We start from the raw sequence: 12,510 nt of genomic DNA, 5'->3' as shown, positions 1-12,510 counted from the left end.
GTTACCCCTTCGTCGCCGCGCGCAACCGCGCCAGATCGTAATCGCGTAGCTGATCGATCCGGTCCACCGTGACGTCGGGTGTCATATATTTGGCGACCTCCTTCGCGTCGGCGGCATAATGACCCTGGCGCGGGAACACTGTCGTCACCTTCGCGCCCCACGTTTTTTTCACCGCGTCCAAAATCCGCACCTTGTCGTCGATCAGCACGTAATGGTCCGCGGGATAGCGCGCCTTCACGTCGTCGAGTTCCTGTTCCTTGTGGATGTAAATCATAACTTTGCCGTCGACCGCTTCGCGCAGTCCTGAGCGCTCGACCTTGAGCGGCTGAAAAATCATGTCGCCGTCGGACAGGATCGCGGTCTCGCCGTATTGCTGGTACTGCTCGAGCACGTCGAGCGCGCAGGGGAACAGCCGGTTGGCGAAATGGTAGTTCATCAGGAAATACGACACCGCGATGATTCCGAAATCGCGCGGATGATTGACGCGATACCGTTGCAGCGCGCCGAGGTAGTCCGCATAGCCGAGTTCGGTGCGCAGCTCCTCGAAATAATCCCAGTAGCGCTGCTGCTGATCGTTGCCGATGTCGCGCTCGAGATTGCTCTTCATGTCGGCAACGATGTGGTCGTTGTCGATCAGCGTGTTGTCGACGTCAAACAAAAAAACAACGTGTTCTTTGGCCATCGCTGTGAAGGACCTCCGACGACAATGATTGCGATTCTAACGCACTGAGGGAATCGGGGTGGCGCCGTGCGCGCTTGATTGGTAGCAGGCCTCGACCACGGCCATCGTGCGAAGCGCGTCCTCGACGCTTGAAACCAGTGTTGAGTCTTCGCCGGTGACGAAGCGCTGCAGGTTCGACATCGGACCCTCGAACGCCTCGAGGAACCACGAACCGCGCAGAGCAATCGGGCTCCAGCCGTTTGAATCTTCCGTCGCAAGCTCAAGGGTGTCGGGCTCGCCAGCTGGATAGTTGAGATTCACGCCCATCTTTGCGATCGCGGCGCCGCGCGCGCCCTCGATTTTCAGTTGCGACATACCGTAGCGTTCGCCAAACGTATGCGCGTGATTCATCGTCAGGCTGCATCGAATCGTGTCGCCGTAGTCGATGACAATACTGGTGCGCGTGTCGGAATAGTCGGGCATGCCGGGATGCCGAACGCCTTTGCAATAGACGCCGCGCGGCTCGCCGATCAGCGATCGAATCAGATCGAGGTAGTGAATCGAATGCATCAGCACTTCGAGGCGCGGCACGCCCTTGAGAAACGCCCAGTAGTTCCACGGCGTGTGAAGATTGATGCGCACCTCGACGTCGAGCAGGTCGCCAAAAACGCCGCGCTCGAGCGCGTCCTTCACCGCCAGCATGTTGGGCGCGAAGCGGAGTTGAAAATTTACCGCGGCACGCAGCTTTCGCTCGCGACAAATCGCGACGATCCGGCGTGCATCGGCCAGGTCGCGGCCGAGCGGCTTCTGGATCAACACGGCGGCGCCGGACGGCAGCCGTTGCAGCACATCGGCGATATTTTCTGGTGGGATCGCGACGTCGAAGATCACGTCGCGCATCGACGCGGCTTCTTCGAGCGACTCGAATACGCGCGGAATCGCAAATGCCGCCGCGCGCTCCGCACTTGCCTTCGGGTTCACGTCGAAAATCCCGGCGACCGGAAAGCCGAGCCGTTGGTACACGGGAAGATGCGCGTCGCGAACGATACTGCCTGCGCCCATCACGACGATCGGCTTCGGCGCCGATGGACGCGGCCAGGACTGGCGCAGGTCGCGAATCGAGGCTGGCAATTGAGTCGTCATCGCCGGTCGCGCGATGCTACCATGCCGCGCAGAGGAAGCGATCATGGCGCGCACCATCACCGGGCTCACTGTCCGCGATATCCGAACTCCAACTTCCAGAACGCTCGACGGCTCCGACGCCGTGCATACCGACCCCGACTATTCCGCAACGTATGTAGTTCTCACGACCGACGCGCGTGATGGCCTCGAAGGTCACGGCATGACCTTCACGCTCGGTCGCGGCAACGAAATTGTGGTAGCGGCCGTGCGCGCCTTGCAACATCTGATAGTAGGCTCGAAATACGACGACATCGTCGCGAACCTCGGCGGCTTCTGGGAGCGGCTGACGTTCGAGAGCCAGATCAGGTGGATCGGTCCGGAGAAGGGCGCAATCCATCTCGCGACTGCCGCTATCGTAAACGCGGTCTGGGATCTTTACGCCAAGGTCGAGCGCAAGCCGGTGTGGAAGCTGGTCGTGGATATGACTCCCGAGCAGTTCGTCTCGTGCATCGACTTCCGCTACCTCACCGACGCACTTACTCGCGACGACGCGATCGCAATACTGCACGCGAAATTCGCGACACGCGGCGAGCGCGAAGCGCAGATGCGCAAAGAGGGCTACCCGGCCTACATCACGTCCGCCGGATGGATGGGCTATTCCGACGACAAAGTTCGCCGCCTGTGCCGCGAGGCGCTTGCCGCGGGATGGACCCGGTTCAAAATAAAAGTCGGGCGCGACTCGGACGCCAACATCCATCGTGCCGCGATCGTGCGCGAAGAAATCGGACCGCGCGCCACTATGATGATGGACGCGAACCAGGCGTGGGACGTCGGCGAGGCGGTTGAGTTGATGCGCCCACTCGCGCGCTTCAATCCATTGTGGATCGAAGAGCCCACCAGCCCCGACGACGTGCTCGGCCACGCCGCGATTCGTCGCGCGATCAAGCCGATAGGAGTTGCGACCGGAGAGCATGCGGCGAATCGTGTGATGTTCAAGCAACTCATGCAGGCGGGCGCGATCGACTTCTGCCAGTTCGACAATTGCCGTCTTGGCGGACTCAGCGAGGCGCTCGCCGTCCTGCTGCTCGCGGCGAAATTCGGGGTGCCGGTATGCCCGCACGCGGGCGGAATCGGGCTTTGCGAATACGGCCAGCACGTTTCGCTGATCGATTACATCTGCGTCAGTGGCTCTCTCGACAATCGGATGATCGAATTCGCCGATCATCTGCACGAGCATTTCAAGGATCCAGTCGTCATGCGCCGCGACCGCTACATGCCGCCGACCGCGCCGGGCTTCAGTATCGAGATGCTCCCCGCTTCACTCGATGCGTTCGAATTCCCCGGCGGTTCAGAATGGACGCACAAATGAACCGCTAAAAGGGAGTTAGTAGCGATCCGATTAAGGCGCGTATGATTGGATCTGAGCTGCGCGGTTTCGGAGTTTGACTGGCATGCCCCACGTCGGAAGCGATCCAGAAGCGGCGGAAGATGCAAATCCTGCTCGCGGACAATTCATTAGCACCGCGCTCCGCTCGCGTGGATTTCTCCCCGCGCATGATCCGTTAATCGGCTTCCCCTCCAACTCCGAATTTGCCGGGTTGGACGAAATTGGGCGCAATCTCCCAAGCCTGCTGCAAGACCCGGGCTTTCGCACTTACGCGCGCTCGTTGGATATTCCGCTTTGGCCCGAAGATCGGGTGGCGGCAGACGACGTTCCACAACTCAGATTGTATTACGTGCGCGTGGGTTTTCTCGCCTCCGCCTACATCAACCAGGTGGGCCAGGAACCGAGCAGAGTGTTGCCGGCTAATCTCGCGCTGCCGCTATGCCGCGCCTGCAAGCTGATGAACCGTCCGCCGATTCTGAGCTACGACGGTTACGCGCTGTACAACTGGAAACGATTTAACAAGCACGGGCCGATCGCGCTGGGAAACATCGACACCGTTCAGAATTTCGTGCACCTCTACGACGAGCACTGGTTCATCCTGGTGCATGTCGAGATCGAGGCAATAGCCGCGCGCATCCTGGACGCGATTGCCACAGTTCAGGCAGCGCTCGATGCGAACGAGCCCGGCCCCATCGATGATGCAGTTCGCGACATAGCCGGTGCGGTCAACGAACAGGTTAGGGTGCTGCGGCGAATTCCGGAAAAGATGGACCCGGCACTCTATTACAAGACCTTCCGGCCATACATCCGTTTTTTTGAAGACGTTGAGTATGAAGCCGAGGTGCCCGGAGGGCACGTTGCAGCCGGCTCGGCCGCGCGACTGCGCATAAACTTTCGCGGCGAGACTGGGGCCCAAAGCAGCATCATGCCGCTGATGGTGGCATTCATGAAAATTCCGCATCGCCGATCGATGCTCACCAGTCACCTGATTGACATGCGCAACTATATGCCGGCGGAGCATCGCGCCCTGATCGCGGCGGTGGAGGCGATGCCAAGCATCCGCTCGATGGCGAGCAAACAGAACTACAACGCGGTGCTCGATGCGATGGCGGAGTTCCGATCAGTGCACTACGGATGGGCCCAGGAATACATCAACCGACGGACCGACGATCCCCGCGGAACCGGAGGCACTCCCTACATGGAGTGGCTGAAACGGCTCATAGACGAAACACTCGCATTCAAGATTGCATAGACCAAGTCTTTGCGAGCGGCTTCAGCATCGAGATGCTCTTTCTCCGTCGCTCGCGGCTTTTGAATTTCCCGAGGCGCGGAATAGAAAAAGAAATGAATCAGCGAATCAAATCATCGTTGTTCGTTGTGCTTGCTCTGGCGATCGCCGCGATCTCACCGGCGCTGTGGGCTGCACAGGATGACGCCAGCACTACTGATGCACTCAAAGCGGCGATCGCGGGGCCGCAGCGTTCCGACGCAAACAAGGCTCGCGACAAATATCGCCATCCGCTGGAGACGCTCACCTTCTTCGGGATTAAGCCCGACATGACCGTGGTCGAGGTCTCGCCGGGGACCGGCTGGTACACAGAGATCCTTGCGCCGTTTCTCAAGGACCACGGCAAGCTTTACGAAGCGGTCGGAGGAGGAGCGGGGGCCAAGACCTTCGAGGAAAAGCTCAAGGCCGATCCCGCAGTCTATAGTCAGGTCATCGTCACGACGCTACAGCCTCCAGCTGAAACCGAGATTGCGCCCGCGGGCAGCGCTGACATGGTTCTAACGTTTCGCAACGTGCACGACTGGCTTCCGCGAGGCACCACGGACGACTACTTCAAGGCTTTTTACCGCGCGCTGAAACCGGGCGGAGTCCTGGGAATTACCGACCATCGCGCCGATCCGTCGCAACCGCAAGATCCAAAAGCTAAGAACGGATACGTGCGTCAGGACTATATGATCCAACTTGCGGAGCATGCCGGATTCAAACTGGATGGCGCCTCGGAGATTAATGCGAATCCCCAGGACCCGCGCAATCAACCAGTGTGGAATCTGCCGCCGACGTTGCGGCAGGGAGATAAGGATCGCGATAAGTACCTGGCGATCGGCGAGAGCGATCGGATGACGCTCAAGTTCATCAAGCCGGCGACTTCGGAATCGAAAAACTAGATCGACGCGCTAGAGCGTGAAGACCAGTTTCATTTCGGCCCACCATTCGCCGGGCCGCGCGCCGGGGACCGGCTCCTGCATCGAGGCCATCAGGTCCTGCCATTCGCGGTTGCGCGGATTCATCGCTTCGTAGCGCGGGAAATCGCGGTCGGGGTCGAATGCGTCGGTCGTCTCCATAAACATGAAGAGCTGGCGGCCCAGCTTGAAGATGAGCATCCGCTCGATGCCGATGGACTTGAGGCCGCGCTCGACCTCCGGCCAGATTGCGCGATGGTGCTCGAGGTAGCGCTCGATGATTTGCGGATCGTCTTTCAGATTGATCGTGCGGCCGTACTGTTTCATCAGAATGCGAGCACGCCGCCGTCGATCGGATACGCCTGTCCGGTGATGAACGAGGCTTCGTCCGAGCACAGATAAAGCGCGAGCGCGGCGACTTCTTCGGGCGTGCCCATCCTGCCGAGCGGTTGATACTCCGAGAGCTGCTTGAACATCTCGGCCTCGCGTCCGGGATAAGTGGTGCGCAGGTATCCGTCGACGAACGGCGTGTGAACGCGTGCGGGGCAGATGCAGTTGCATCGGATGCCGCGCTTCACGTAATCGACCGCGATCGAGCGAGTCATCGTCAGCACCGCGCCCTTGCTCATCGAGTAGGCGAAGCGATCGGTGAGTCCTATCAATGATGCGATCGAACCTAGGTTGAGGATCACGCCGCCGCCGCTCGCAAGCATCCGTCGGACAGCCGCGCGCGAACAGAGAAAGATTCCTTTTACGTTGACAGAATAGATGCGGTCGAAGTCTTCTTCAGGAGTGTTCTCGACTGTGCCGATGTGCGCGATGCCGGCGTTGTTCACTAGTATGTCGACGCGGGACGCATTGCGGTCGGAATCGATGCGCGCGAAGGCGGCTTCCACCGAGTCGGCGAATGCGACGTCACATTCCAGCGCCGTCGCCGTGCCGCCAGCGGCGCAAATGCTCTCGACCGCGTTGCCAGCCGCCTTGAGATCGCGATCGAGCGCGAAGACATGCGCGCCGTTGCTGCCGAACGTCGATGAAATCGCCAGCCCAATCCCCGAGCCGGCGCCGGTGACAACCGCACTCTTTCCGTCGAGCCGAAACACGACTCGAACAGTAAAACAGGCAAGCGCTACATGACAACCGGTCCGATCAATGATCTTCGGTTTCGCGCAAGATGCGGCTGATCCGAGCCATCAGTTCGCCAGAGTTGAAAGGCTTGGTGACGTAGTCATCGGCGCCGAGGGAGAAACCCTTGACCACCTCAGCTTCGTCGCGATGCCCGCTGACCATGATCACCGGCAGGTTTCTGGTGGCAGCATCGCCGCGCAGCGCGGTCAGCGTCTTGAAGCCATCCATGTGTGGCATCGACACGTCCATAAGCACGAGGTCGGGTTTCTTCTTGCGGGCAATATCGAGTGCCTCTTCGCCATTGCGCGCGACGTCACACTCGAAATTGAAGTGCTTCAGTATCGTGGAGATCATAACGATGGTGGTGGCGTCGTCATCCGCGACCAATACGCGCCGGGTTCCGTTACGAGTCGAGGTTTGAAGCGCAACTTCCGCGGTCTCGACGAACCTGAGAACGCGATACGCCCTCAGCAACAGTTCTTCGGGCATGCATGGACGTATGATGAAGTCGCGGTTGAGGTCGGCAACGGTCGCGAATCGGGTTACAAGTTCCTCGAAGGTACCCACGATCACAGCCGGCTTGCGGCTGCGTGCGATCATCTCGATCGGCGGGGGCTGCTCGCCGATAGCGGCGGCCGAAGCATTGATAAAGCAAGCATCGAAGGGTGAGAGAGAGTTGAGCCCGGGAATATTCGGCTCCGCTCCAACCACGTGGCCGATTCCGCGGACGGTGCCCAGCGCCGCCATGATCGAATCGCGCTCGGCCGGTTCGAATCCCATCAACGCGAAGCGCCTGCCCGCCAAAGACTTCTGAATGATCTGGTCCATCAGGGACGCAGCCCTCCTTGATCGCGAAAATGCCGGAGCCGTATCGGTCCGCCGGATGCACTGCATTCACCTTGGCGTCGCCGAACGTATGGCGAATACGCAACGTTCGTGCCTCGCGGAGATGATTAGCAAAGCCTGTTCTTGCGCTCGTCAGCAGCCAGGGCGCATCGGATGACGTAGGGTACTTGAGCCATGTCGCTTTTTGAGACATGTGCCGACACTTCGACTCGACCAATGTAAGCGCGAGCAGGCTCGGCTCGCAGTTGAAATACGAATCGCTTTTCGCGTCGGGGGCGTGTAGAGCAGTGGCGTAGCGCCTATGCCTCACGCTGAACATGATCGTCGGGTCGAGGAGGTTCGCCCGCTCGAGACTGCCGCGCAATCGCGCCTTGCCGATGTGGCGCTGTCGAAGGCGCGACGCCGGCTGATCCCGTTTCTGTTCGTGCTCTACCTGGTGGCGTATCTCGATCGAATCAATGTCGGTTTCGCGTCGTTGCAGATGAATCGCGAGCTTGGACTCAGCGAATCGGTGTTCGGGCTGGGCGCCGGACTGTTCTTCATCGGCTATTCGATTTTCGAGGTGCCGAGCAATTTGATCCTCGAGCGGGTCGGCGCGCGCGTGTGGATTGCGCGAATCATGATCAGCTGGGGCGTCGTCGCGATGGCGATGGTCGCGGTGCGCGGTGCGGCGTCCTTCTTTGCAATCCGGTTCATCCTGGGACTAGCCGAGGCGGGATTCTTCCCGGGCGTGATTCTCTATCTCACATTCTGGTTCCCGGCGCGGGAGCAAGCGCGCGCAGTCGCACTATTCATGACTGCGACCGCGCTCGCAGGCTTGATTGCGGGCCCTGTTTCGGGCGCGTTGCTGCAGCTACACGGGATCGCGGGACTCTCGGGCTGGCAATGCCTATTTATCCTGGAAGGCCTGCCGGCGGTGATTCTCGGTATATTGGTATTGTTTCATCTTCCCGATGGTCCCGATAACGCCGTCTGGCTTGAGGTTAGCGAGCGTGCCGCACTATCGATGCGGCTCGAGCGAGAGCGCGGACGTGGTACTCAGAAACGTCAGCGGAGTTTTCGCGAAGCGATTAGCAACTCGACGGTCTGGATACTATCTCTTGTATATTTTGCAATAGTATTTGGACTATATGGAGTTACGTTCTGGCTACCGCAGATTATCCGGAGTTTGGGTAATAGCAGCGACTTCGGAATCGGGCTGCTGTCGGCGGTCCCGTTTTTCGGCGCGGCGATCGCGATGGTGTTGATCGGCAGGGCGTCGGACCTGAGCGGCGAGCGCCGATGGCATCTCGCGGTTTGCGCGGCGGTCGGAGCGGTCGGCCTGATACTCGCGTCGATGACTCGATCGCCGCTTCTGTCGCTGGGGGCGATCTCGATTGCGGCGGCGGGAATCTGGGGAACCTTCGGCCCATTCTGGGCGATGCCGCCGGAGTTTCTTACCGGCACGGCGGCAGCGGGCGCAATCGCGCTTATCAACTCGATCGGAAACCTGGGCGGCTTCGCGGGTCCGTACGCAGTTGGGATGGTCAAGCAGGCGACCCACAGCTTCGCGGGCGGGATGATCATGATGGCCGCGTCGCTGGTCGCGGCCGGAATTCTCGCCTTGACACTGCCGGTGGTGTTGCGCGAAACGAATCAATCATGATCGAGAGAATCAGCGTGCTCAGCCCTACTGGGGTATGGGGGCGGCTTGGGTTGTCGCGCCACAACTGGCCGGGCAGATTCACTGTCCTGCTCGTGTCGATTCTGCTGTTGCTCGTTTCTCAGCCGATGTTCTCGGGCCACGCTTTCGCGCAGAGTATTGCAACCGCCGCGATATCGCTCGTGCTGCTGGCTGCTCTTTATGCATTTCGATCGACCAGATTCTATTTCGTTGTCGCCCTGATCCTGCTGTTCCCTTCGATCGGATGCCGCTTGATTCTGGGATTCACGTCAAATCCAACTCTGGAAATGATCGGCGCGATTTCTTCGTGCCTGTTTCTGGCGGTGACGGTGTTCGCGCTGATATCGCGGCTGTTCATTGTGAAGAGCGTTACGCTCGATACTATCAGCGCTGCGATTTGCGCCTACCTGCTGATGGCGGTCGCATTTGCATACGGATTCGCAGTGGTCGAACTGCGGAGTCCCGGTTCGTTCAGCGCAGCGCTTTTTCAAAGGTCCGCGGGCCACATCGCGCCTTTGATCGCGTCGCTTCACAGCTTCATCTACTACAGCTTCGTGTGCCTGACGACGACGGGTTTCGGCGATATCGCGCCGATCTCGGAGGGGGCGCGCAGCCTCTCGGTGATGGAGGCGGTGTTCGGCCAGTTGTATATGGCGATTCTGATCGCGCGGCTGGTCAGTCTCGAAGTCGCGCAAACGATGATGAAGGAGCGGGAGTAAGATGTCCGGATTATACTTCGAGGAATTCGAAATCGGCCAGGTATTCAAGCATGCGATCACGCGCACGATCACGGAGACCGACAATCTTATCTTCTGCGCGCTCACGCACAATCCGCAGCCGCTCCATCTCGACGCGGAATTTGCGAAGGGCACCGAGTTCGGCCAGCGCATCGTCAACAGCATCTTCACGCTCGGGTTGATGATCGGAGTATCGGTGGGAGACACTACGCTCGGCACCACGATCGCAAACCTGGGCATGGCCGATACGCGCTTTGCGCATCCGGTATTTATCGGAGATACGTTGCGCGCGGAGACCACGGTCGCGGAGAAGCGCGAGAGCCGATCGCGGCCAGACTCGGGGATCGTCGTGTTCGACCATCGATGCTTCAACCAGCGCGCGGAGGAAGTCGCATACTGCAAACGTTCAGCGCTGATGCGCAAGAGGCCGGCGTCATGATTCTCCGATCGCTCCTGTTCGTGCCGGGCGACAGCGAACGCAAGCTGGCGAAGTCGGAATCCTCGCGCGCCGACGCACTGGTGCTTGACCTCGAGGACGCGGTCGCTGCCGATCGCACCGAGGTCGCGCGCACGATGGTGCTCGAGTACCTGCGGGCGCATCGCGATCGATCGAGCAGTCAGCTGTGGGTCAGAATCAATCCGCTGTCGACGCCGAAGGCCACACTGGATCTGGCGGCAATCGTAGCGGGCGCTCCAGACGGTATCTTGCTTCCGAAAGTTACCTCGGCCGACGATGTGGTGACGCTTGATCACTTTCTGTCCGCTCTGGAAGCGCGCGAGGGCGTCGCGCAGGGATCGATTGCGATCATTCCAGTGGCGACAGAGACGCCGGCCGCGATGTTTGCGCTTGGGAGTTTCGCCGGATGCAGTCCGCGGCTGTCCGGGATGACCTGGGGCGCGGAAGATCTCGCGGCCGCAGTGGGTGCGACAACCAATCGCGACGCATCCGGCAATCTGGAGTTCACCTATCAGCTTGCGCGATCGCTGTGCCTGCTGGCGGCGGTGGCGGCCGAGGTCCAGCCGATCGACACGGTGTCGGTAAACTTCAAGGATGCTGCTGCGCTCAAGCAGGAGTCGGAGATCGCACGCCGCGCAGGCTTCACCGGCAAGATTGCGATTCATCCGGATCAGGTCGATGTGATCAATGATGCGTTCACGCCTTCGCCTGAAGATGTTGCGTACGCAAATCGAGTGATCGAGGCATTCGCGTCGGGCGCAGGGACGGTCGCGCTGGACGGCAAAATGCTCGACATGCCTCATCTGAAACAAGCTCGCAGGACACTCACGCTCGCCGCATCGCTGCGATCGCGCTAGAACTACAGCCATGCGCCTCGACTCTCGGAAAGTCCTGGCTCTTGTGGGGTTGCTGTCTTGCGTCCTAACACTTGGCATAACCGTTCGCCCTTCACATGCCGACGATCAAGCTTGCGACGCGCTGCCGACCGCGGTCGTTCATCATGCGGCGGGTAGCCGTCCGCAGCATGTGTTCATCATAGTTCTGGAGAATGAGAGCTATGATGAGACCTTTGGGCCGGAGTCCAAGGCGCCATATCTCTCGAAGTGCCTCACTAAGAAGGGACAACTACTCACTAACTACTATGCTATCGGGCACTTCAGTCTCGATAACTACATCGCGATGATAAGCGGTCAATCGCCCAATCCAGACACTCAGTTGGACTGTTCGATATTCAATGAGTTCGCTTTGACAAAGCCCGGGCTCGACGCGAATGGACAGGCGATTGGACATGGATGCGTCTATCCGGCTGACGTGAGCACGATCGCGAATCAGCTTGAAGCGCGACATCTGAAATGGCGCGGTTATATGGAAGACATGCAGCGCGCCTGCCAGCATCCTCCGTTGAACGAAGTTGATCCGTACCAAAGAGCTAGAAGCGATAGTGAGTACGCAACCAAGCACAATCCCCTTGTGTACTTTCATTCGATCAGCGATGAAGACTGCAAGGCCAACGATGTAGCTCTCGATCAACTCAAGAGCGATCTCGGCACAGTTGAAAGCACGCCTAACCTGTCCTTCATTGTTCCCAACCTCTGTAACGACGGACATGACCATAGGAACGGTAAATGTGCGGACGGCAAGACACCAGGAGGCTTAGCGGCTATCAATTCCTTTCTGCAGCGCGAAGTCCCGATGATTATGAATTCGAAGGCATACCAGCAGGATGGGATGTTGATAATCACATTCGACGAAGCCGATCTTGAAGGCGATGATAAAGATGCGCGCGCCTGTTGTGCAGAGCCTGTAGGACCAAATACACAAGCTCCAGGTATGTTCGGACCTGGTGGTGGGAGGATAGGTGCGGTGATCATTTCATCCTTCGTCAAGCCAGGTATAGCTAACACCAAGACCTACAACCATTATTCCCTGCTAAGGAGTCTCGAGACCTTGTTTGGTCTAAGCCATTTGGGCTACGCGGAAAAGCCGGACCCCGGAGAGTTCGGTACCGACGTGTATAGTCCGTAGACAGTCGCTTAGCCTGGTCTCGGCGAATTGCTGTAATTGAGCCGCTCAATCCAGGTCGTCGAGTTCGATCCAGCCTTCTTTTTCGGCACGTACATAGGCCGCATCAAACATTCGCCAAAAGCGCTTGTTTTGCGACAATGCAAGAACCTCCAGGTCGGTGTCTTCCGTAATTGGCATCAAGGCGGCACAAGCTTTACCGTTCTTCGTAATCACGATCGATCCTGTTTTCGGGAGTTCGCTGATCAGACGGCTGAGCTTGACTTTTACCTCGCGAACATTTTCGATCTTCACAGCGTA

14 protein-coding genes are annotated in these 12,510 nt (G+C 59.2%); 8 read left to right on the top strand and 6 right to left on the bottom strand.

Going from position 1 to position 12,510, the window contains the following annotated elements:
* Position 1: 1 nt before the first annotated feature.
* Both WB650_RS18180 and WB650_RS18175 read right to left on the bottom strand, forming a co-directional pair.
* A complete protein-coding gene (locus WB650_RS18180) occupies positions 2-682 on the bottom strand; it encodes an HAD family hydrolase (protein WP_423961473.1) in 681 nt (226 codons plus the stop codon).
* Positions 683-718: 36 nt separating this feature from the next.
* Entirely contained in the window at positions 719-1,804 is a 1,086-nt protein-coding gene (locus tag WB650_RS18175) for a Gfo/Idh/MocA family protein (RefSeq protein WP_422303638.1), read from the bottom strand.
* A 43-nt stretch (positions 1,805-1,847) separates the two neighbouring features.
* On the opposite strand from WB650_RS18175, the gene WB650_RS18170 reads away from it, so the two are divergent.
* From WB650_RS18170 to WB650_RS18160, 3 genes are all read left to right on the top strand, one after another.
* Entirely contained in the window at positions 1,848-3,152 is a 1,305-nt protein-coding gene (locus WB650_RS18170; RefSeq protein WP_422303639.1) for an enolase C-terminal domain-like protein, read from the top strand.
* A gap of 82 nt (positions 3,153-3,234) precedes the next feature.
* Positions 3,235-4,422, top strand: coding sequence for a hypothetical protein (locus tag WB650_RS18165; RefSeq protein WP_423961470.1), 1,188 nt, complete (start codon positions 3,235-3,237; stop codon positions 4,420-4,422).
* A gap of 92 nt (positions 4,423-4,514) precedes the next feature.
* Positions 4,515-5,342: a class I SAM-dependent methyltransferase gene (locus WB650_RS18160; protein WP_422303069.1), complete on the top strand. Its 828-nt coding sequence runs from the start codon at positions 4,515-4,517 to the stop codon at positions 5,340-5,342.
* Positions 5,343-5,351: 9 nt separating this feature from the next.
* Here WB650_RS18160 and WB650_RS18155 read toward each other — a convergent pair whose 3' ends face one another.
* Genes WB650_RS18155 through WB650_RS18145 form a run of 3 tightly spaced genes read right to left on the bottom strand, consistent with a single transcriptional unit; the run spans position 5,352 to position 7,313 of the window.
* Positions 5,352-5,684, bottom strand: a complete 333-nt coding sequence (locus tag WB650_RS18155) for an L-rhamnose mutarotase (RefSeq protein WP_422303070.1) — start codon at positions 5,682-5,684, stop codon at positions 5,352-5,354.
* Positions 5,684-6,460: an SDR family NAD(P)-dependent oxidoreductase gene (locus WB650_RS18150; RefSeq protein WP_422303071.1), complete on the bottom strand. Its 777-nt coding sequence runs from the start codon at positions 6,458-6,460 to the stop codon at positions 5,684-5,686. Before WB650_RS18150 ends, WB650_RS18155 begins: the two co-directional genes overlap by 1 nt.
* A gap of 46 nt (positions 6,461-6,506) precedes the next feature.
* Positions 6,507-7,313, bottom strand: a complete 807-nt coding sequence (locus WB650_RS18145) for a response regulator (RefSeq protein WP_422303072.1) — start codon at positions 7,311-7,313, stop codon at positions 6,507-6,509.
* Positions 7,314-7,632: 319 nt separating this feature from the next.
* On the opposite strand from WB650_RS18145, the gene WB650_RS18140 reads away from it, so the two are divergent.
* From WB650_RS18140 to WB650_RS18120, 5 genes are read left to right on the top strand one after another with little or no spacing between them, the layout of a single operon-like run.
* Complete coding sequence (locus WB650_RS18140) at positions 7,633-8,976, top strand: MFS transporter (RefSeq protein WP_422303073.1); 1,344 nt, start codon at positions 7,633-7,635, stop codon at positions 8,974-8,976.
* Entirely contained in the window at positions 8,973-9,713 is a 741-nt protein-coding gene (locus WB650_RS18135) for a potassium channel family protein (protein ID WP_422303074.1), read from the top strand. Before WB650_RS18140 ends, WB650_RS18135 begins: the two co-directional genes overlap by 4 nt.
* 1 nt (position 9,714) lies before the next feature.
* The gene (locus WB650_RS18130) at positions 9,715-10,170 is read left to right on the top strand and encodes a MaoC family dehydratase (RefSeq protein ID WP_422303075.1); all 456 of its coding nucleotides are present in this window, start codon (positions 9,715-9,717) and stop codon (positions 10,168-10,170) included.
* Positions 10,167-11,045: an HpcH/HpaI aldolase/citrate lyase family protein gene (locus WB650_RS18125; RefSeq protein WP_423961467.1), complete on the top strand. Its 879-nt coding sequence runs from the start codon at positions 10,167-10,169 to the stop codon at positions 11,043-11,045. Before WB650_RS18130 ends, WB650_RS18125 begins: the two co-directional genes overlap by 4 nt.
* A 10-nt stretch (positions 11,046-11,055) precedes the next feature.
* Positions 11,056-12,213 (top strand): alkaline phosphatase family protein, encoded by a 1,158-nt coding sequence (locus tag WB650_RS18120; protein WP_423961466.1) that lies wholly within the window; start codon positions 11,056-11,058, stop codon positions 12,211-12,213.
* 45 nt (positions 12,214-12,258) lie between these two features.
* Here the strand turns inward: WB650_RS18120 and WB650_RS18115 are convergent, their stop codons facing one another.
* Positions 12,259-12,504, bottom strand: coding sequence for a type II toxin-antitoxin system Phd/YefM family antitoxin (locus WB650_RS18115; protein ID WP_423961464.1), 246 nt, complete (start codon positions 12,502-12,504; stop codon positions 12,259-12,261).
* Positions 12,505-12,510 lie beyond the last annotated feature (6 nt).

Origin of the sequence: Binatus sp. (SeqCode), from assembly GCF_049584895.1 — a bacterium.
Classification (GTDB): Bacteria; Desulfobacterota; Binatia; order Binatales; family Binataceae; genus Binatus.
The sequence above is the reverse complement of the archived record's forward strand: the minus strand, read 5'-3'. Positions and strand labels throughout refer to the sequence as shown.